Origin of the sequence: Thermocrispum municipale DSM 44069 (assembly GCF_000427825.1) — a bacterium.
Classification (GTDB): Bacteria; Actinomycetota; Actinomycetes; order Mycobacteriales; family Pseudonocardiaceae; genus Thermocrispum; species Thermocrispum municipale.
Genome location: NZ_ATYT01000008.1, coordinates 192,971 through 211,802, shown reverse-complemented (window position 1 = coordinate 211,802; position 18,832 = coordinate 192,971). Strand labels below are relative to the sequence as shown.

Below are 18,832 nucleotides of genomic sequence, written 5' to 3'. Positions count from 1 at the left end.
GCACGATCGCGACCCAGTGAAACTCCTTGGCGACGTCGATCCCGACGGCCACTCTCATCGATCCCTCGCTTCCCTCGGTGCCGGTATGACGCGTCCCCGCTCCGCCGTCAACGCCCTACATAGCGATCGATCGCAGTGCCTAATCAGCGGTCAGAACAAGGAGGCGGGACAGGGGGCTCAGCCACCTGAGCCATCGAGGGCAGCCAGCATGAAAACCATCCCTGCCCCGCCTGCGTCCCCCGATCATTCCGGACGACCGGAGGTTGACTTGAAAGGTAGGGCAGCATGAACGCGCGCCTGATCCCGGCCGAGGACGACATCAGCGGGCGCCGTGACGCCGACCCGGTTCGGCTGACGTTCGAGGGCAGAACGTTGACCGGGGAACGGGGACAGACCATCGCGGGCGTGCTGCTGGCCAACGGCATCCAGTCGTGGCGAACCACCAGCTACGACCGGCGACCACGGGGGCTGTTCTGCGGCATCGGGGTTTGTTACGACTGCATCGTCACCGTCAACGACGAGCGTGACGTCCGGGCATGTCAGCGTCGCGCGCACGACGGCGACGTGATCACCGCGCAGAGCGACGAGTTACCGGTGGTCAAGGAATGAGCCGCAACGTCGTCGTCGTGGGCGGCGGGCCCGCCGGGCTCGCCGCGGCGAAATCTGCCGTCGACGCCGGGGCACGCGTCACCATCATCGACAGCAGCGATCAACTCGGCGGCCAGTTCTGGCGTCATCTGCCTCCCGAGCGCGCGGGCGCCGACGAAGCCAGGCTGCATCACGACTGGCAGACCTATCAGCGGCTGCACCGCCGGCTCACGGCGTCACCGCACTGCGAAATCCGCACTCGGACGCAGATCTGGGCGATCGAGACGACGCCGGACGGAGTCCTGCTCACCGGCGTCCAGGGCGCACCCGATGCCCGGACGGAGGCGCCGATACAGCTGCATCCGGACGCTCTGGTGCTGGCGACCGGCGCCCACGACCGGACACTGCCGTTTCCCGGCTGGACGCTGCCCGGGGTCTACACCGCGGGAGCCGCGCAGGCTTTCGCCAAGGCCGAGCGGGTCGCGCTGGGCCGCAGGGTGCTCGTCGCCGGCGCCGGGCCGTTCTTGCTGCCGGTCACCGAATCACTGGTCAAGACGGGCGCCAAGGTGGTCGCGGTGCTGGAGGCGAACCGGCCGCGCAACCTCGCCCGCTGGCTGGCGACCGCCCCGTGGAAGCTCGCCGGCAAGGCCGGTGAGCTCACCCACTACGTCGGAACGCACCTTCGCCATCGTGTCCCCTACCGCCCCGGACGCGCGGTGGTCGCGGCACACGGCGACGACCGGGTCGAGGCGGTCACCGTCGCCAGAGTCGACGCGAACTGGAAGCCCATCCCGGGCACCGAGAAGCGGTACGCCGTCGACGCCGTCTGCGTCAGCCACGGCTTCACGCCGCGACTCGAGTTGGCCGTGGCGGCGGGTTGCCGGCTCACCGCGGATCGATTCGTCCGAGTGGACGACGCTCAGCAGACGACGGTGCGTGGCGTGTACGCCGCCGGGGAGATCACCGGCATCGGCGGCAAGGACGCGGCACTCGCCGAAGGCGCGATCGCCGGCCACTGTGCGGCCGGTGGCGATACGACCGACGCCGTGATCCAGCCTGCTGTCCGGCGCCGCCGGACCATGGGGGCGTTCAGCAGGCGGCTGGATGCGGCGCACGGAATCCGCCCAGGGTGGACCGGCTGGCTCACCGACGACACCATCTTGTGCCGCTGCGAGGAGTCCCGTGTCGGCACCGTCCGGCGGACCGTTGCCGCGACCGGGTCGGTCAGCCTGCGTTCGACCAAGCTCACCACCCGCGTCGGCCTGGGCATCTGCCAGGCCCGCATCTGCGGGCGCAACGTCGAGGACTACCTGGGACAGCTCGGTGATCGTGTCCCGGCCGGTGACGCCAGCAGCGACCACCGTCCGATCGTCTCGCCGGTGCGGCTCGGCGACATCGCTCGTCTGGCCGACCCCGACACTCCCACTACCCCCTGAAGGACCACTGCCATGCGTTCACGACTTCTGTTCAGCGCCGTCGACTCGCACACCGAGGGCATGCCGACCCGCGTCGTCACCGGCGGGTTCGCGCCCATCCCCGGAGAGACGATGAACGACAAACGGCGGTACTTCCAGCAGAACCTCGATCACCTGCGCACGCTGTTGATGAACGAGCCGCGCGGACACAGCGCGATGAGCGGCTCCATCCTCATGCCGCCCACCCGGGACGACTGCGACTTCGGGGTGCTGTTCATCGAGGTCTCCGGCCTGCTGCCGATGTGTGGGCACGGCACGATCGGTACCGCGACCGTGCTGGTGGAGACCGGCATGGTGGAGGTGACCGAGCCGGTCACCGAGGTCCGCCTGGACACGCCTGCCGGCCTGGTGGTCGCGCGGGTGGCGGTCAACGACGGCCACGCCGAATCGGTGACGATCGAGAACGTCCCGAGCTTCACCGAGCGCCTCGACGAATCCGTCGAGGTTCCCGGCTACGGCACCATCTCCTACTCGTTGGCCTTCGGCGGCAACTACTACGCGATGGTGCACCTCGACGAGATCGGCATCGCGTTCGACCGCGCCAACAAGCAGCAGATTCTCGAGGCCGGTTTGGCGATCATGGACGCGATCAACAAGGCCGCTCCGCCGAAGCACCCGACGATCGCCGGGCTCGACCACGTCCATCACGTCCAGTTCATCGCGCCCGGCTCCACGGCCCAGCACTCCCGGCACGCCATGGCGATTCATCCCGGCTGGTTCGACCGGTCGCCGTGCGGAACCGGGACGTCGGCCCGCATGGCCGAGTTGCACAGCCGCGGCGAGCTGCCGCTGCACACCGACTTCGTCAACGAGTCGTTCATCGGCAGCCGGTTCACCGGCCGCCTGGTCGGCACCACCACGGTCGGCGAGCACGACGCGGTCATCCCGACCATCACCGGCCGCGCCTGGGTGACCGGTATCGGCCAGTACATGCTCGATCCGACCGACCCCTTCCCCGCCGGCTTCCAGTTCTGAGGCGCACGGCGACCCACTGACTTCGAAGGAGCACGATGACAACCCCCTACACCGACAGCCCGTCGCAGCTCGATCCAGCGTTGGAGAAGGTGGTGGCGGCCGCCGATGCGGCGGCCACAGCGTTCGCGGACACCACCCCACGTCAGCGAGCATCGGCGCTGCTTGCCGTCGCCGACGCGCTGGATGCGCACGCTGACGAGCTGGTGCCGCTGGCCGCCGAGGAAACAGGTCTCGGCACGGCCAGGCTGACCGGCGAGCTGAAGCGCACCACGGTGCAGTTGCGATTGTTCGCCGACGTCGTCGTCGACGGGTCGTACCTGGACGTGCGGATCGACCGGGCCGACGACGACTACGTGCTCGGCGTGCGTCCGGATCTGCGGCGCATGAAGGTCCCGGTCGGACCGGTGCTGAACTTCGCGGCGTCGAACTTCCCGTTCGCGTTCTCGGTCGCCGGCGGTGACACCGCGTCGGCGCTGGCCGCCGGCTGCCCCGTGATCGTCAAGGCGCACCCTGGGCACCCGCGACTGTCGGCCCGGACCGGCGAGATCGTCACTGCCGCACTGTCAGCGGCAGGTATGCCCGCCGGGGTGTTCGCCGTCATCGAAGGTCAGGACGAAGGTGTTGCCGTCCTCAAGGATCCGCGCATCCGGGCCGCTGCCTTCACCGGCTCGGTGCGGGCCGGACGGATTCTCGCCGACATCGCCGCGGGACGCCCGCAGCCGATCCCGTTCTACGGCGAGCTCGGCTCGGTGAACCCGGTGTTCGTCACCGAGCAGGCGCTGGCGACCCGCGCCGAGGACGTGGTTCGCGGATTCGTCGGATCGGTGTCGGGATCGGCGGGTCAGCTGTGTACGAAGCCGGGGTTCGTCTTCGTGCCCGAGGGCCACGGATTGGACGACATCATCGCCGCAGTCGTCGCCGAATCGAATGCCCAGCTTGGCGAGCAGCGACTGCTGAACCCGAACATCACCAGCGGCTACTGCGGGCAGCGGGACACGGTCTTGGCCGGTGAGGGCGTGCGGACCGTCGTCGAGGGCTCCGTGCGCGTGGACGACCAGGGGCACGGATGGACCACGCCGACGGTGGTCGCGATCCCGCTGTCCGCGCTGCGCGCCCAGCGCCGGCAGCTGCTGGAGGAAGCATTCGGCCCGTTCTCCGTCCTCGTCGAGGTGCCCGCGGGGACCAGCTACGCCGACGTGGTGACCGAGTTCTTCACCGGTTCGCTCACGGTCACCGTGCAAGCTGCCGACGGTGAGGTCAGCGACAAGCTGCGGTCGTTGGTCCGTGCGGCGACCGACGTGGCGGGCCGGGTGATTTACGGCGGCTGGCCGACCGGCGTCGCGGTCACCCACGCCCAGCAGCACGGTGGCCCGTGGCCCGCGACCACGAACGACTCGTCGACGTCCGTCGGCACCGCCGCCATCGACCGCTTCCTGCGGGCGGTCGCCTACCAGTCGCTGCCACAGCAACTGCTCCCGCCCGCAGTGCGCGACGACAACCCGTGGTCGGTGCCGCAGGCGATCGACGATGCGGGCAGCTCGCGGACGTGGGGTTCGGCGGCGAACAGCTAGTTCGCTCTGGCCGCGGTGCCCGCGACCAGAGCGAACTCTCCGGTCGCGTCGGCGCGATAGACGCGGGAGCCGTCGACGTACATACCGCACACGTGCAGCCGACCGGCCCCCACTGCGGCGGCCACCACCGGGTTCCGCACCACGTGGTCGATCTGCTGCAAGACGTTGCACAGCGCCGCGCGGTCCGCCGGTGTGGTGGGGTGGACGCCGTCCAACGTCGGGGTCCGATCGTCCGGGCCGCCTGGAACCGCGTCACAGCCGGAGTGCCCACACACGACGACTTCGCGCACACCGAGGACCCGCACGGCGTACTCGATCAAGGCGATCGTCGAGCCGCTGGCGCCATTACGCGTCCTCGGTACGGTGTTGCCGCTGGTCCGCACGGTGACGATGCCGCCCTGTTCGCCGGCGGGGCGCAGGTTGGGCACCACCGGGGCGTCGTCGCACGCGATCACCAGTGTGTCGAGCCGGGACGCCGTGCGCGGCACCCCCATCCGGTCGGCTGCCCAAGCCTCGCCCTGCTCGGTCTTGCGCCAGTAGGACCACGGCGCCAGCAGGCCGAGGAACGGGAGCCGACGCTTGGTCTCGGAGTGCGGCGCGGTGCTGCGGTGGCCGAACCACTCGTGGCCCACCTCGATCACCTCGACCTGACCGCCGGTGCGTTCGTGGCCGTGCTTCCACGCGGACAAGTACTCGAACGCGGCATGGTCGAGGTAGTCGACGACGAGTTCGATCGTCACGGCACACTCGGCGGGCACCGCGCCGAGCACGCGCGACAGTCGGGGCACGGACAACGCGGTCAAGGCCCCGTCGACGCTCACGCGCCACGACCCGTCGCCGCAGTCCTCGGCGTGGATCAGCGACTTCACCCGCCGGTGCAGCATCAGCAGCAGCGACAGCCCGACGCCGATCAGCACACCGTTCAGCAAGTCGAGCATCACCACGCCGGCCAGCGTCACGACGTAGATCGAGAGGTCGCCGTGCGCCCGCACCGTTCTGATGTGATCCGGTGCGATCAGGCTCGCGCCGACATGGACCAGTAACCCGGCCAGCACCGCAAGCGGGATCTGTTCGAGCAGGCCGGCCAGCAGCGCCACGAACAGCAGGACCCAGACCCCGTGCAGGATCGCCGACGCCCTGGTCCGCGCGCCCGCCCGCACGTTGGCCGAGCTCCGTACGATGACGCCGGTGACCGGGAGCCCGCCGAGCGCACCGGACGTCATGTTCGCCAGGCCTTGCCCGACGAGTTCCTTGTTGAGCCGCGCCCGGGGGCCGGTGTGCAGCCGGTCGACGGCCACCGCGGAGAGCAACGACTCCACACTGGCGATCACCGCGACCGTCACCGCGGCCATCAGGACCGCCGCCCAGTTCCCTTCCGGAAGCTCGGGCACCAGGCCGATGGTGAGCACTTCGTCGCCCAGGTCGACCCGGCTGACGTCGGCGGACGTCACAACGGCAACGAGCGTCACGACCGCCACCGCGACCAACGGCCCAGGCACGTGACGCAGCGCGGGCGGCACGCGCGGCCACAGCAACAGGATCGCGATCGTGCCCACGCCCAGCATGACGGCCGTGTCGTGGTGCCCGATCAGCTGGCCGGGCAGGTCCGTGATGTTGGCCAAGGCGGAGCTCTGCGGGCTTCCGCCCAGCACGACGTGCAGCTGGCTGAGCACGATGGTCACGCCGATCCCGGCGAGCATGCCGTGCACGATCGCCGGGGAGATGGCCAGCGCGGCCGTTGCCACGCGGCTCATGCCCAGCGCGATCTGGACGGCTCCGGCGATGACCGTGATCAGACAGGTCACGCCCCAACCGAACTGGTCGATCGTCTCCGCCATGATCACGGTGAGACCGGCCGCCGGACCACTGACCTGGAACGGTGACCCACCGGTCGCTCCGGCGACCACTCCCCCGACGATCGCCGCGATCAGTCCGGCGGCGATCGGAGCACCGGACGCCAGGGCGATGCCGAGCGACAGCGGCACGGCGACAAGGAACACCACCAGAGAGGCCAAAACGTCGTGGCGGAAGATCGCACCGATCCGGCTTCGCCCTGGCCGGGGAGCAGCCGGGTTGCCGCTGGGCCGGTGGTCGCGCGTCGCTGTAGGGGCCACGAATCCTCATTTCTTGCTAGGGGGAGGGCATACGCGAGCCGGCAGCGACGGCGACTCAACTCAAGAAAAGCATGACCGATGATGATCTTGGTCAGGCCGGTGACCCCAGAGTGGCATGCGCCGCGACCGGGGTGGTTACGCAGCGATGACAGCCAGATGTGCCAGTCACGCAAACTCATCGACTTGTCACTCGACAGTGTCGGAGAACGTACTCGGGACGCCGCTGATCGTGACGGCCTGGCGACTCGTGCACCGACGTCGGATGAAATCGACGTTCACACCGCGATCGCGTGACGTGACCCGCACGCGGGCGGGCGTGGATCGACGTGTCCACTACCGCTTCGTTGCTTGACCGTGGTCGTCGAGCCAGGACTGCAAGACCTGGTCGATGTCGGACACGGATACCGTGCTTCGGCCGTTGTCGGCACCGTCGGCACCGTCTCGCACCATGCGCATGAGAGCCTCGCGCGCACCACGGAACCGGACCTCGACATCGTGGCGTAGCTGCTGCATCTCCCGCTCGTACTTGCTGATCTCGGCCGCGTGCTCGCGATCGATGCGCCGGACCTCGCTGCGGTGTTCGTCGGCAAGTTGTTTCAGCGATTGGGTGGCCGATGCGGTGGCAGCGGCGACTTCCTTGGTCGCTTCCGCGCGGATCTCGGCGATCTGCGCGTCGGCCGCCGAGCGAATGCGGTCTCGCTCCGCGGCGGCGGCGTCGGCGCGCTGCCGCTCCCGCTCTGCCGTGCCCTGTGCATCGGCGAGTTGCTGGCGAAGGGCATCCACCGTGGCTCGGCATGACGCCAGCTCCTGCTGAGCCTGCGCCAGTCGCTCTCGGTCGCGTTCGGCCGCCTGCTCGGCTCGCTCCGCGCGACCGGCTTGCTGTTCCGCTGCTGCCTGGGCAGCCGCGGCCACCGCTTCCGCCTGGCGTTGGCGCCGCTCGGCTTCTTCTGCGCGGCGGACCGCGCGCTCCCTGTCCCGTTCGGCAGCCTGTTGTGCTTCCTCAGCGTCCTCCGCGCGTTGCTCGGCTTCCCGCCGTAGCTGGGCATCGGCTTCTGCTTGTGCCTGTGCTTTCTGCTGGGCGGATTCCGCCGCTTCGGCTCGGGCCAACGCCGCTTTGACCGTCTCGTCGAGCCGCTTGCTGACTCCGCTGAGAGTGGTGGTGAGGGCGGCGATCGCACCATCGGCACCGAGTAGCTGCTGGACCGTCTGTACGTGCTCGGCAAGCTGGTCCAGCTCGGCGTTCGGGATCGCCTCGGCGCCGAAGACATGGCGCACCTTCTCCAACGCCGGCCCCAGTTCGGCGCAAGTCATGCCGTACCGAGCTTCGTAGCGACCGGTGCCGTCGGCGCAGTACTTGCGCGGACGGGAACGTCCCTTCTGCTCGGGAAGAACCTGCTGGCAGCACTGACAACGGTTGACGCCCCCAGCGCTTCTCGTCCGCCCGTCGTCACCTGTCGGGCTGTGTTCTGCCTGTTTGCCCGGCACCCCAGCACCTGCTGCTGTGTGCCGCTCCCCTGCTGATCCTCCTGGCTCGCCCGCTCCACCTGCCGGGTTCGGGGCGGGCTCGCCGTCCTGCATGTCAGGGCCTGATTCCACGGTGTTCTGTGTCATGATCAAATCATAATGGATCTTGATTTAGAGTTGATCATGACTTGGTCTAACTTAAGTCGACATAGCGGCGGTCCAGGGAGGGGTGAGAATGACTGTTATCACCCCTCCCCTTGGAACAGGCGGAAAGCAGGATCAAAACCGCCGCAAACATGGGGGCACGGTGAAGCGGCCGCCAATGTGCTGGAGAAAAACTGGGGGCGAGCCCTAGACGGGCGAGGAAACCGGGGACGCCTCGGTGCGGGCAACGCGGACGACCGGCCGCAGAGCGAGCCGGAAGACCTCGCCACCTCTTGCCACCTTGGATGAGACCGACCATCTGACGGTCAAGCAGACCACGCAGCCGGCACGGAAGCAGTCAGTTGAACCACGGCCGCGGTAGACGAAAAGCACCGCGGCAGATGGACAGCAGAGGGCCTGCAGTCGGGCGCAGCTGTGTTTCTCCGTGCGGTCGGAGTGGTGCTACCCAAGCGGCGCACCACTGTTATGCGAGGCGAGCGGAGACAGTGCGGTCAGCGTCCGTAGCCGGATGAGCCGACAGCGTAGCCGGATCAGCCCGGCAGAACGGCCGTGAAGAGCTGACGACGCAGACGTCTGTCAGTGCGGTGCCAGAGCTAGCCGAAAGAACGGCTCCGCCGCTGGATCCTCAGCCCTGGTTGGACAACTCGTCGATGATGGTGTCGAGCTGAGGCGCGAGCGCCTCTCGGAAGTAGCGGCCCCAATGCGGCCGGCTGCCGTCGGCATCGGTGAAGCCGTATTCCTCCGCGAGATCCCATGTCGCGAGCGACTTCCCCGTCTTGGACATCACGTCCGGATCCGTGGCGAGCGCTACCACGGCCCGCCCCAGGAACGCCGGAGACTCCGAGTGCGCGAAGTGCGGGTCCTTCTCGATGCCTGCCCGCCAGTTCTCCTCCGTGACCCCGAGATGATCGAGAACGGCCTCCGAGCGCAGAAACCCGGGAGTCAATGCGACGGCGGCGATCCGGTGTCTACGCAGTTCCGCTGCTTGGATGCGCGCCAGCCGGATCACGCTCGTCTTGGCGAGGTCGAAGAACGGGCTACCCCGGTAGCCGTCGGGAAACAGCGCATTCAGTTCCTCGGTGCCGTCGGTGACTTCCACCACCAGGCCGGAGCCGCGAGCGGTCATCAGCGGCAGCGCGAAGTGGCTGGTGATGAGATGCGTGTCGATCGCCCGATGCAGCAACGTCAGGCCGTCGTCGAGCGAGTGCTCCCACAACGGCACCCACTGCACGAGGCTGTCCCCGCCCCACACGTCGTTGACCAGAATGTCCAGCCGACCGTTCTGCTCACCGGCGATGCGGTCGACCAGTTGCTTCACCTGGTCGGGGTCCGAGTGGTCACACGGCACCGCGATCCCCGTGCCACCTGCGGCGGTGACGAGCTCAGCGGTCTCTTCGATCGTCTCCGGCCGCCCGAGATCGGATTTCCCTGCCCGGGTGCTGCGGCCCGTCACGTAGACCGTGGCCCCGGCCGCGCCGAGTTCGGTCGCGATGCCGCGGCCACCCCCACGCGTGCCACCGGCGACGAGCGCAACGTGCCCAGCCAACGAAAACGCCATGATCCATACCTATCAGGCCACCCCGACACTCTCCGGCGCGCTGGCGGCCGCGCCCGGACACGACGTGACACGATGATCTTGAACCGTGACGATCGAAGCTCCATCGGGGAGGCCTATGACAGCGGATCTCGCGACGTTCGGGGCCTCGCTGACGCCCGGCCACTCCGAAGACGACGTGATGCGCGACGTCGCGTCGGCCGTCGACCTGCTCCCGGCGTTGCCGCCGCCGGACCCGGACGACCGCTACCACGTGCGCAACCTGACCGTCCTGTGGTTGCTGCGGCTCAGCGAGACCAGCAGGCGTGGCTACTACCAGGCGCTGGCCGACTGGCTTTCCTGGTGTCAGCGCCACGGCGTCGATCCGCTCGATGCCCGCCGAGCAGACCGCGACGGTTGGCAAGCCGGTATGACGTCACGCAAGGTCGGGCCCGGCAACGTCGTCGTGACGATTCCGGCCTCCCCCGCTACCGTCGCCAAACGGCTCGCGGTGGTCTCCAGCTGGTATTCCTACCTCAACGAGAACGACATCGACGTTCGCAATCCGGCAGCGGGTGGCAGCCGTCCGAAGCCGCCGTCGCGGTCCCGCCTTCCCGCGCTGTCCGCCGAGGAGATGACCGGCTTCATCAACTGGCTGGTCCGACGCGCGCAACGCCTCGGCACGGAAGCAGCCTGGCGCGACGCCGCACACCTGCACCTGCTGTTCACCACCGGCTTGCGCGTCACAGCCAGCTGCACCGCCGAGTTCGCCGACATCAGGTTCGAGTCGGGTTACTGCGTCCTGTACTACCGCAAGAAGTCGCGCAACCCCGACGACTGGGATTTCGTGCCCCTGTCCGAGCACGTTCTCCAGACCTTGACCCGGTACTGGACGCTCCGCGCCCGCCGCGAGAGCGCGGAGCAGGGCAAGCTGGTGACCATCCAGGACCTCTCCGGTCCGCTCTTCGTGTCGACACCACATCCCCACCAGCCGGATCGCGCAGGTGGAGCACCGCTGAACCAGAAGCACGTGCAGCGCAGGCTACGTACCCTGGCCAGGCAGGCCGGGCTGAAGTGTGCCGCGACCATCACCCCACACTCGACGCGCCGCACCGCCGCTACGGTCGCGCTCGCCAACGGCGCCACCCTCGCCCAGGTCCAGGACCTGCTGGGACATGCCGACCCCCGCACGACACGGCAGGGCTACGACGCCACCGTGCACCGGCTGTCCACGAGCGCGGTGTGGACCATCGCGGACGTCGTCGCCAACGGCCAACGGCCGACACCCGAGACGTAGCCTTGTGGGTTGATCACCGACCCTCGATGCTGTGGGCGTGGTCGAGCACCTTCTGGTCCTGCTTGCCGGGGTCGCGGCCGGCGCACTCAACGCCATCGGCGGCGGCGGCACGTTCGTGGCCCTTCCCGCGCTCGTCGCCTTCGGCCTGCCGCCGGTCACCGCCAACGCCGTGTCCCGTGTGGCGCTCGTCCCCGGCGCGGTGACCAGTGCCTGGGTCTACCGCCACGACCTCGTGCCGCTCGGCGCCACGCCGACCAGAACGGTCACGGTCGTCAGCGTGCTCGGCAGCGGCGTCGGTGCCGGCCTGCTTTTGGCCCTGCCCTCGACCATGTTCGACGCCGCCGTGCCGTGGTTGCTCGCGTTCGCCACGGTTCTGCTGGCATTCGGCCGCCGCCTCGCCCGTGCACTGAACAAAGCCTTCGGTCGCGCGGTGACCATGAGCCCGCGGGCCGTCCTCGTCGGCCAGTTTCTGGTGGCGGCCTACGGCGGCTACTTCGGCGGGGCCGTAGGCATCCTGATGGTGAGCCTGTGGAGCGTCGGCCTCGGGCTCGACCCCGCAGCCAGCAACCCCATGCGGGTCACCCAACTCGCCGCCATCTTCCTCAGCGCGAGCGTGCTGTTCCTCGTGGCATCGGACGCGTTGGGTGCCTGGGCCTTCCTCACTGTCATGCTCGCCGGTGCGGTGGCTGGTGGTTTCGTCGGTGCGCACCTGGGACGACGCCTGCCCGCGTGGCTGCTGCGGGGCACACTGGTGGCCACCGCAGTCACCACCACCGTCCTCTACTTCTTGCGCGGCTGACGCTACGTCCAGATCGTCACGTACACGGGGGGACGGAAACGTGACGGCGGCACACCGCTGCTCGGCGACTTCATCACATGCATCGCACTGGGCGTGCTCAAGAAATGCCGCAACGAGTTCGCCGCGGCCGACCGACGATCCGCAGGCAACGTGCTGACATGCCAGCACACCGGCATCGGCGTCTTCGGTGTCGGCACCACCGCCAGCTCCTGTCTCCGTAATTCCGCGGCCACCAGGTGCTCCATGGCCACGGTCACTCCGGCGCCCCGCCCGGCAGCCGACCATGCGGCGGTCTGGTTCGGGAAGACCTGGATCGCCGAATCCGGCACCTTCAGCGCTCGCAACAGCCTGCTGGTGTCGGTCTGCGGGTCGGCGCCTGCCGGGTCGACCAACCACTGCCACTGCGCGGGCGACCCCTCGTATCGGTGGCGCGGCGAGCCCACCACGACCAGCGCGCTCTGGAAGATCGGAACGCTGTCCAGTTCCTGCCCCGGCTCGCTGTCCAGACGCGGACCGATCGCCACATCGGCCAGTCGGTTCGTGATCAGCACCGGCATCTCCGACACCTGGGCCAACCCGGCCGTCGCCTCGATGCGGCCCGCCACCCGTTTACCGAACGCCTCGAACAACGGATTGGCGACGAATTCGGCGAACTCACTGGTCACCGCCACCTGCAAGCGCTCAGCGGCCCCATTGGCCCGGCGCACCGCCGCCTCCGCCTCCGCGCCGAGCGCGACCATCTGCGACGCGATCGGCAGCAACTGCCTGCCACCCGGGGTCAGCGTCATCCCCCCGGAACGCTTGATCAGCAGTTTGTCGCCGTGGTGTTGCCGCAGCGCGGCCAACGCTTGCGACACCGCCGGCTCGCTGACGCCCAGCGCCTTGGCGGCGTTGGTCACCGATCCGAGCCTGGCGACAAGCACGAAAGCGTTCAGCTGTGCGAGGGTCACGGGTCTAGACTCTTGGTGACGCTGATCACAAATCAAGCATAGTTAACCGAAGCCTTAATTCACCACGTCCGACCGGGCGTATCGGAGCTACCGTCGAGCCACGCCGCAGCACAGGGCCCCACGATGAAGGGGGAGGCAGCATGGCCGGACACGACGAACAGGCGGGCGAGGCCGTCGAAGTGCTGCGCGACATCTGGCGTGCACAAGGCCGGCATCCCGCCGAAGTCATGGATACCTCGAGCGGCAAGCACTGCAAGCGCATGGCCCATGTCGGGTACTCCGAGTTGGCGGGTGACACCGACGACCCGGCCGCCGCGTGGCGGGCACGGCTGGCCCGTGACGGAAAGCTGCGCCCCGGCGGCTCACTGCGCGATCTGGTGTTCGGATCGGATGACGGCACGAACACCCAGGAACAGCGGCACCACCACAGCCCTGACAGCACTGACAGCTGACGGCAAGGAGCATGCATGGACTACCCGCGGACCGTCGGTGAGCTGACCGACGCGCTGCGGCAGTGCGGGTACCTGGCCGACCGCGGGCTGTCCACCGCGTTGCTGGTCGGCATGTCGCTGCACCGCCCCGTGCTGCTGGAAGGCGAGGTCGGCGTCGGCAAGACCGAAGCGGCCAAGGCGATCGCCACCACCTACGGCAAGCAGCTGATCCGCCTGCAGTGCTATGAGGGAATCGACACCAACCAGGCGCTCTACGAGTGGGACTACACCCGCCAGCTGCTGCACATCCGGGCGCTGTCCGAACACCAGCTGGCCGACGATCGCGCGGTAAGTGCGCTGTTCGGTCCGGAGTTCCTGCTCGAGCGACCGCTGTTGGCCGCGGTCCGCGCCGGCTCGAACGCCGTGCTGCTGATCGACGAGATCGACCGCGCCGACGACGAGTTCGAAGCGTTCCTGCTCGAGGTGTTGTCCGACTTCCAGATCAGCATCCCGGAGGTCGGCACCATCAGCGCGGACGAACCGCCGCTGGTCATCCTGACGTCCAACCGCACCCGCGACCTGCACGACGCGCTCAAGCGCCGCTGCCTCTACCACTGGATCGGCTACCCGTCACCGGAGCGCGAAACCGCGATCGTCCTGGCCAGACAACCGGAGATCGCCGAGACACTGGCACGCAAGGTCGTCGCCGCCGTCCAGCATCTGCGCAAGATGGACCTGGTCAAGCCGCCCGGCGTGGCGGAGACGATCGACTGGGCGCGCACGCTGGCGTTCCTCGGCGCGCAGGACCTGACCGAGGACCTCGCCAGGGACACGCTCGGTGCTGTGGTGAAGGACCGGGACGACCTGGAGATGGTGCATGATGCGGTCCGGGAAGTCACCTCAGGTGGCTGATGCCCCGTTCGTCGCCGCGCTCGTCGGCTTCGCCAGGGCGCTGCGGGACGCAGGCGTCACGGTCGGTACCGGCGACGTCCTGACGTATTGCGCCGCGATGGATCCGCTCGACCCCACCGACCTGGCCGATCTTTACTGGGGCGGCCGCACCACCCTGATCTGCCGGCACGCCGACCTGGAGACCTACGACGAAGTCTTCGCGCGCTACTTCCTCGGCGAGGACCTCGATGCCCCGGACGTGTTGCTGCGGGTTCACTCGACGGAACAGGCCTTCGGCGTCCTGAACGTCCCGTTGACCGAGCCCGACGAGGACCTCGAGCAGCGGGAGGAAGAGACGTCGTTGGGCTTGACCGCATCCGACGTCGACATCCTCAAAGCGAAAGCGTTCGCGGCGTGCACCGAGCAGGAACGTGCCGCCCTGCGCAGGATCATGGCCCGCATACGCCTCACTCCCCCACGCCGGCAAACCCGCCGCACCAGGCCGGCGCCGCGCGGACGCACACCGGACCTCCGCCGCACCGTCCGGCAGTCGATGCGGACCGGCGGAGACCCGCTGCGCCTTCGCTGGCGCACACGCCGCTACCGGCTACGGCCACTGGTGTTGTTCCTGGACGTATCGGGTTCGATGGCCGACTACTCGCGGGCGTTGATGCAGTTCGCTTATTCGGCTCGCCGCGCGGCCGCGAAGGTCGAGGTCTTCTGCTTCGGATCCCGCCTGACCCGGATCACCGGACAACTCCAAGGCCGGGACCCGGACGCCGCCATCGATCAAGCGGCCCGAACAGTGGTGGACTGGGACGGCGGCACTCGCATCGGGGAATCGCTGCGCGAGTTCACCCGTCGCTGGGGTCGACGGGGGCTGGCGCGCGGCGCGGTCGTGGTGATCTGCTCCGACGGCCTTGATCGCGGCGACCCGGAAGTCCTGGACTCCGCGCTGGACCGGTTGTCCCGGCAGTGTCACCGGCTGGTGTGGGTGAACCCGCACCTGGGCGACGACCCTGGCTTCCGCGCCCAGTCGCTGGGCATGATGGTGGCCGCACCACATGTCGACAAGATGCTGCCGGGGCACGACCTGCGCAGTCTCGAACGGCTCGCGGCACTGCTGCCCGACCTGCGGTAGGAGGCGCGATGATCCGACTGGGCTCGGCCGCCGGCTATGTCTTCGACGGCCCACGACTGCTGGCCGGCTGGACTCCCCCGGCAGAACCCGGCGTGTACGCGGTGGTCTATCAACCGGATCCGGCGCGGCAGCGCTTCGCGGTCATCTACGTCGGCGAATCGGAGGACCTGTCGCGGGAAGGCTTTCCGTTCCGGCACCCGGCGGCTCCACGGTGGGTGGAACGAGCAGGCTCCAAGTGGAAGCTGGCGATCTGCACGTTCCAGGGCCCCGGCTGCACCGCAGCTCATCGCGCCGAAATCGTGCGCGAGCTGGTGGCGATGTACCAGCCGCGGTGCAACGTCGAACGGTACGAGCGCACATGGAAGGACCACTGGATCGGCGCATACGAAGCTCCGGCCACCACCGGGCCGTTGGCCGAGCAGGGGCCGGAGCCGCGCACCCCGTGACGGGTGCGTAAGGGGCAGTCAGCGGGTCGTCGCCAGGTCCCCTGGCGTGTAACCGACCGTCTCGTGCAACCTCGAGCGGCGTGTCCCGGACGCCGGCTTGTTGACCGGTGGCTGCACGGAAGTGTCGACGGTCGGCGCGGTGGAGCCCTTCACCACGCCTTCGGCCATCCCGTACAGCAGCGGCAGCGCGCCGGCCACCACACCGCCGGTGCGGTTGATGTGCTCCACCCCCGGCCCGATCAGCTTCGCGTGGCCGTCGATGGTGCGCACGGTCTCGGCGGCCTCTTCGAGGTTGCCCGCGATGCGGGACAGCAACGAGCCGACCCAGAACAGGTAGAACGCCAGCCCGGCGATGAGCAGCACGATGTCGATGACGGTCAGCCAGATGAGCAGCGTCATGATTTCACCTTCCCGAGCGCCCGGCCGAGGAACAGGTGATGCTCCAGGCCCTCGCCGAGCACGGCGTCCACCCGGTTCGCGGTTTCCGGAATCAGCGTCGTGTTGGCCGTGTTGGCGGCCGCGGACTTGAGCGTGTCACCGACCGTGACCACGTTCCGGTCGATGATCTTGACCAGGTAGATCAGCAAGCTGAGCAGTGCGGCGACGGCCAGCACGACCACGAACCCGGCGATGATCGCGACCCACCACAGCGTTTCGTCGGTGCTTGTCAGCATCGTCAACCCCCCAACCTGGCCCGGCCACGGGCGAGGCCGGCGACGATGACCTCGGCGTGGTCGATGGTCGTGTTCAGCTGCTCGAGCGCGGCGGTGTTGCTCACCGCACGCTGCAACGGCTCGTTCAACTCGGCTGCTTGCTGCCCGATCCGGCGGGCCAGCAGCAGGATCGGCGTGACCAGCGCGACGACCGCCAGCACGACCACCACACCGATGACGAACCCGACGGTCCAGCCGGTCACATTGGTCTCGGCTTGCGCGAGCGCGGACATCTCACACCCCCTCGCAGAAATCGCGGACCGGCTTCAGATTCGCGTTCACCGACGTGAGCACGCTCGGCACGGTGTCGGTGCGCTGCGCGATCGACTCGGCGCCTGCATGGATGGCGGCGAGCCGTTTGCGCACGTAGTTGAGGTGCATGATGACGCGGAGCAATGCGACGGCGGTCAGGCCGATGATCAGCGCTGCGATGATCAGCGTGACCCAGGCGGCGGCAGGCATGTTTCCTCCTCAGCCCAACAGCGTCCCGACGCTGCCCGCGTAGCGGACCGCGCCCACGGAGACGTCGGAAATCGTGCGGTCGGTCTGGGCCAGGGCGTCCGGGACGCCGGCCAGTTCGTCGTTGAGCGATCCGGCGGCCACCGCGATGTCGTCGACCGCCGCGCGGATCCGCTCCACCGCGGCCAGCACGCGGTTGAGCAGGGCGATCACCACCGGCAGCACCACCACCAGCAGCACCACGTTGCCGATCCACCACCATGTCATGTCTGCCTCCTCAGCTCGGGCTGCCTTGGTAGGGCAGGAAGAACCGGGCGAAAACTCGCTTCAACGCCATGAGCGCGGCCTGGACACCGATCCGGAAGCCCCGTGCGGGCGTCGGCGCGGCGTGTGCCGGAGCCTCACCGCGTTCTTTCCGGGTGATCGCCTCCTGCAGATTGGTCGCGAAGTCCCGCATCAGCACCGACGAGACGTCCGAGATCATCCCTCGGCCGTACTGCGCCGCCGCGCCGGTGATCTGCAGGTCTTGCGTGACGGCGACCCGCGTACCGGTGCCTTGCCTGGTCAGCACCGCGGTGACTTTCATGCTCGCCTCACCGCGGCCCCGTTGCTCGGATCCCGCGGCGTCGACCACGATGCGCTTGGCCTGCTCGTCGCGTTCGGCGATGGCTGCCTTGCCGTCGAACCGCAACGCCACCGGGCCCATGCGCACGCTGACCCGGCCGAGGTAGTTCTCGTCACCGAGGTCCTCGGTGATCTCCGCGCCCGGCAGGCACACCGCGACGTCGGGAACGTTGTCGAAGAAGCGCCAGACCTTCTCCACCGGCTGCGCCACGTCGAAATGGTTCGAAATCAGCATCTGGCCTCCTCCGGCTGGTCGGACAGATAGGCCTCGGGGTCCCGGCTGAACGCCCGACGGCAACCCGGGCAGCAGAAGTAGTACGTCTGCCCCTGGTACTCGAACGGCCTGCTGGACTCGTCGGCGGGAACGGTCATCCCGCACACCGGGTCGACCGCCTCCGCGGTCTTGTCGGCGGGCTCGGCGACGTCCACACCGTCGATGGGCAGTTCGCCGGCCGCGCGCAGCTTCACCAGCTCGGCCAGCACGCACACCGCGATCTCCCGGTGCGACACGTGGCCGAGATCCAGACCGGCGGGGACCCGGACCATGTCCAGCTTCTCCTGGTCGATTCCGCGATCGGCGAGATAACCGAGCACCGCTTCGCCGCGCTTACGTGAACCGACCAGCGCGATGTAACCGGGATCGGCGGTCAAAGCCTGCTCGAGTGCCTGCTCGTCGTGGTGACCTTGCGTGGCGACGACCACCAGCCCGTGCCGCGGGACGTCCTGCGAGGAGAATGTGGCGCCGTCGACCAGCTTCGCCCGCCAGCCCAGCGCGGTGACCAGGTCGACCAGGGTGTGGGCCATCGGTGAGCGGCCCACGACGACCACACGCGGCGCGGGCCGGACCGGCTCGAGGAACACCTCGAGCGCGCCTTCGCTCTGGCACGAGATGGGCACGACGGTCGTGCCCTCCCGTACCGCGCCGCCGATCTGGTCCGGCGGCCCGAGCAGCAGCAGCCGCGGCGTACCGTCCGCCAGCACCTCCCTGGCCTGGCGGACGATGACCGGTTCCGCGCACGCGCCGCCGATCCAGCCGTGCACTTCGCCGGAGGCGGTCACGATCGCCCGGTTGCATTCCTTGCCGGACGACGGACCCTGCCGCCACACCACGGTGGCCAGCGCGAACGCCTCGTCCCGCTGCGCCATGGCCGCGGCCTGCTCCAACACGCCCCACCCGGTGTGGTGTTCCATCTCG

Annotated in this window: 21 protein-coding genes; 10 read left to right on the top strand and 11 right to left on the bottom strand. The window is 68.8% G+C overall.

Translation table 11 applies throughout. The annotated features are described in order from the left end of the window. The first annotated feature begins 285 nt into the window (after positions 1–285). From YWM_RS0110790 to YWM_RS0110775, 4 genes are read left to right on the top strand one after another with little or no spacing between them, the layout of a single operon-like run. A complete protein-coding gene (locus YWM_RS0110790; protein WP_028850734.1) occupies positions 286–609 on the top strand; it encodes a (2Fe-2S)-binding protein in 324 nt (107 codons plus the stop codon). After that, positions 606–2,024 (top strand): FAD-dependent oxidoreductase, encoded by a 1,419-nt coding sequence (locus YWM_RS23140; protein WP_043660519.1) that lies wholly within the window; start codon positions 606–608, stop codon positions 2,022–2,024. The genes YWM_RS0110790 and YWM_RS23140 overlap by 4 nt, the downstream gene beginning before the upstream one ends. 12 nt (positions 2,025–2,036) lie before the next feature. Next, positions 2,037–3,038, top strand: coding sequence for a proline racemase family protein (locus tag YWM_RS0110780; protein WP_028850733.1), 1,002 nt, complete (start codon positions 2,037–2,039; stop codon positions 3,036–3,038). A 35-nt stretch (positions 3,039–3,073) separates the two neighbouring features. Next, positions 3,074–4,609 carry an aldehyde dehydrogenase (NADP(+)) gene (locus YWM_RS0110775; RefSeq protein ID WP_028850732.1) on the top strand — a complete coding sequence of 512 codons (1,536 nt, stop codon included), beginning with the start codon at positions 3,074–3,076 and terminating at the stop codon, positions 4,607–4,609. Here the strand turns inward: YWM_RS0110775 and YWM_RS23135 are convergent. The 3 genes from YWM_RS23135 to YWM_RS23125 form a co-directional block, all read right to left on the bottom strand. Next, complete coding sequence (locus tag YWM_RS23135) at positions 4,606–6,642, bottom strand: bifunctional SulP family inorganic anion transporter/carbonic anhydrase (protein WP_084612320.1); 2,037 nt, start codon at positions 6,640–6,642, stop codon at positions 4,606–4,608. The genes YWM_RS0110775 and YWM_RS23135 overlap by 4 nt on opposite strands. Positions 6,643–7,056: 414 nt before the next feature. Next, positions 7,057–8,334, bottom strand: coding sequence for a coiled-coil domain-containing protein (locus YWM_RS25190; protein ID WP_156914736.1), 1,278 nt, complete (start codon positions 8,332–8,334; stop codon positions 7,057–7,059). A 643-nt stretch (positions 8,335–8,977) separates the two neighbouring features. Beyond that, positions 8,978–9,910 (bottom strand): SDR family oxidoreductase, encoded by a 933-nt coding sequence (locus tag YWM_RS23125; protein WP_052344766.1) that lies wholly within the window; start codon positions 9,908–9,910, stop codon positions 8,978–8,980. 115 nt (positions 9,911–10,025) lie between these two features. On the opposite strand from YWM_RS23125, the gene YWM_RS0110755 reads away from it, so the two are divergent. Both YWM_RS0110755 and YWM_RS0110750 read left to right on the top strand, forming a co-directional pair. Continuing rightward, a complete protein-coding gene (locus YWM_RS0110755) occupies positions 10,026–11,183 on the top strand; it encodes a tyrosine-type recombinase/integrase (protein WP_028850730.1) in 1,158 nt (385 codons plus the stop codon). Positions 11,184–11,214: 31 nt separating this feature from the next. Beyond that, positions 11,215–11,982, top strand: coding sequence for a sulfite exporter TauE/SafE family protein (locus YWM_RS0110750; RefSeq protein WP_245565999.1), 768 nt, complete (start codon positions 11,215–11,217; stop codon positions 11,980–11,982). A 2-nt stretch (positions 11,983–11,984) separates the two neighbouring features. On the opposite strand, the gene YWM_RS0110745 is transcribed toward YWM_RS0110750, so the two are convergent. Continuing rightward, positions 11,985–12,932, bottom strand: coding sequence for a LysR family transcriptional regulator (locus tag YWM_RS0110745; protein ID WP_028850728.1), 948 nt, complete (start codon positions 12,930–12,932; stop codon positions 11,985–11,987). 140 nt (positions 12,933–13,072) lie between these two features. Here YWM_RS0110745 and YWM_RS0110740 point away from each other — a divergent pair, with 140 nt between their 5' ends. Genes YWM_RS0110740 through YWM_RS23120 form a run of 4 tightly spaced genes read left to right on the top strand, consistent with a single transcriptional unit; the run spans position 13,073 to position 15,841 of the window. After that, complete coding sequence (locus YWM_RS0110740; protein WP_028850727.1) at positions 13,073–13,384, top strand: hypothetical protein; 312 nt, start codon at positions 13,073–13,075, stop codon at positions 13,382–13,384. Positions 13,385–13,399: 15 nt separating this feature from the next. After that, on the top strand, positions 13,400–14,275 hold the full coding sequence (locus tag YWM_RS0110735) for an AAA family ATPase (protein WP_028850726.1): 876 nt from the start codon (positions 13,400–13,402) through the stop codon (positions 14,273–14,275). After that, positions 14,268–15,395: a vWA domain-containing protein gene (locus YWM_RS0110730; RefSeq protein WP_028850725.1), complete on the top strand. Its 1,128-nt coding sequence runs from the start codon at positions 14,268–14,270 to the stop codon at positions 15,393–15,395. The genes YWM_RS0110735 and YWM_RS0110730 overlap by 8 nt, the downstream gene beginning before the upstream one ends. An 8-nt stretch (positions 15,396–15,403) precedes the next feature. After that, the gene (locus tag YWM_RS23120; RefSeq protein WP_043660517.1) at positions 15,404–15,841 is read left to right on the top strand and encodes a hypothetical protein; all 438 of its coding nucleotides are present in this window, start codon (positions 15,404–15,406) and stop codon (positions 15,839–15,841) included. An 18-nt stretch (positions 15,842–15,859) separates the two neighbouring features. On the opposite strand, the gene YWM_RS0110720 is transcribed toward YWM_RS23120, so the two are convergent. The 7 genes from YWM_RS0110720 to YWM_RS0110690 are packed head-to-tail and all read right to left on the bottom strand — an operon-like array spanning position 15,860 to position 18,828. Then, complete coding sequence (locus YWM_RS0110720) at positions 15,860–16,240, bottom strand: hypothetical protein (RefSeq protein WP_028850724.1); 381 nt, start codon at positions 16,238–16,240, stop codon at positions 15,860–15,862. Further along, positions 16,237–16,515: a hypothetical protein gene (locus YWM_RS0110715; protein WP_043660514.1), complete on the bottom strand. Its 279-nt coding sequence runs from the start codon at positions 16,513–16,515 to the stop codon at positions 16,237–16,239. Before YWM_RS0110715 ends, YWM_RS0110720 begins: the two co-directional genes overlap by 4 nt. Before the next feature lie 2 nt (positions 16,516–16,517). After that, positions 16,518–16,787 (bottom strand): hypothetical protein, encoded by a 270-nt coding sequence (locus tag YWM_RS0110710; protein WP_043660512.1) that lies wholly within the window; start codon positions 16,785–16,787, stop codon positions 16,518–16,520. A 1-nt stretch (position 16,788) separates the two neighbouring features. Continuing rightward, a complete protein-coding gene (locus YWM_RS0110705) occupies positions 16,789–17,016 on the bottom strand; it encodes a hypothetical protein (protein WP_028850721.1) in 228 nt (75 codons plus the stop codon). Between the two features lie 9 nt (positions 17,017–17,025). After that, complete coding sequence (locus YWM_RS0110700) at positions 17,026–17,280, bottom strand: hypothetical protein (RefSeq protein WP_028850720.1); 255 nt, start codon at positions 17,278–17,280, stop codon at positions 17,026–17,028. A gap of 10 nt (positions 17,281–17,290) precedes the next feature. Beyond that, positions 17,291–17,872, bottom strand: coding sequence for an SRPBCC family protein (locus YWM_RS0110695; protein ID WP_028850719.1), 582 nt, complete (start codon positions 17,870–17,872; stop codon positions 17,291–17,293). Beyond that, a complete protein-coding gene (locus YWM_RS0110690; protein ID WP_028850718.1) occupies positions 17,866–18,828 on the bottom strand; it encodes an XdhC family protein in 963 nt (320 codons plus the stop codon). The genes YWM_RS0110695 and YWM_RS0110690 overlap by 7 nt, the downstream gene beginning before the upstream one ends. Positions 18,829–18,832 lie beyond the last annotated feature (4 nt).

Bases quoted from the DNA above. Each gene is read 5' to 3' on its own strand.
- YWM_RS0110690 (WP_028850718.1), bottom strand. From the start codon at position 18,828: ATGGAACACCACACCGGGTGGGGCGTGTTGGAGCAGGCCGCGGCCATG.
- YWM_RS0110735 (WP_028850726.1), top strand. From the start codon at position 13,400: ATGGACTACCCGCGGACCGTCGGTGAGCTGACCGACGCGCTGCGGCAG.
- YWM_RS0110695 (WP_028850719.1), bottom strand. From the start codon at position 17,872: ATGCTGATTTCGAACCATTTCGACGTGGCGCAGCCGGTGGAGAAGGTC.
- YWM_RS0110705 (WP_028850721.1), bottom strand. From the start codon at position 17,016: ATGCCTGCCGCCGCCTGGGTCACGCTGATCATCGCAGCGCTGATCATC.
- YWM_RS0110775 (WP_028850732.1), top strand. From the start codon at position 3,074: ATGACAACCCCCTACACCGACAGCCCGTCGCAGCTCGATCCAGCGTTG.
- YWM_RS23140 (WP_043660519.1), top strand. From the start codon at position 606: ATGAGCCGCAACGTCGTCGTCGTGGGCGGCGGGCCCGCCGGGCTCGCC.
- YWM_RS0110700 (WP_028850720.1), bottom strand. From the start codon at position 17,280: ATGACATGGTGGTGGATCGGCAACGTGGTGCTGCTGGTGGTGGTGCTG.
- YWM_RS0110715 (WP_043660514.1), bottom strand. From the start codon at position 16,515: ATGCTGACAAGCACCGACGAAACGCTGTGGTGGGTCGCGATCATCGCC.
- YWM_RS25190 (WP_156914736.1), bottom strand. From the start codon at position 8,334: ATGACACAGAACACCGTGGAATCAGGCCCTGACATGCAGGACGGCGAG.
- YWM_RS0110740 (WP_028850727.1), top strand. From the start codon at position 13,073: ATGGCCGGACACGACGAACAGGCGGGCGAGGCCGTCGAAGTGCTGCGC.
- YWM_RS0110780 (WP_028850733.1), top strand. From the start codon at position 2,037: ATGCGTTCACGACTTCTGTTCAGCGCCGTCGACTCGCACACCGAGGGC.
- YWM_RS23125 (WP_052344766.1), bottom strand. From the start codon at position 9,910: ATGGCGTTTTCGTTGGCTGGGCACGTTGCGCTCGTCGCCGGTGGCACG.
- YWM_RS0110755 (WP_028850730.1), top strand. From the start codon at position 10,026: ATGACAGCGGATCTCGCGACGTTCGGGGCCTCGCTGACGCCCGGCCAC.
- YWM_RS23120 (WP_043660517.1), top strand. From the start codon at position 15,404: ATGATCCGACTGGGCTCGGCCGCCGGCTATGTCTTCGACGGCCCACGA.
- YWM_RS0110790 (WP_028850734.1), top strand. From the start codon at position 286: ATGAACGCGCGCCTGATCCCGGCCGAGGACGACATCAGCGGGCGCCGT.
- YWM_RS0110710 (WP_043660512.1), bottom strand. From the start codon at position 16,787: ATGTCCGCGCTCGCGCAAGCCGAGACCAATGTGACCGGCTGGACCGTC.
- YWM_RS0110720 (WP_028850724.1), bottom strand. From the start codon at position 16,240: ATGACGCTGCTCATCTGGCTGACCGTCATCGACATCGTGCTGCTCATC.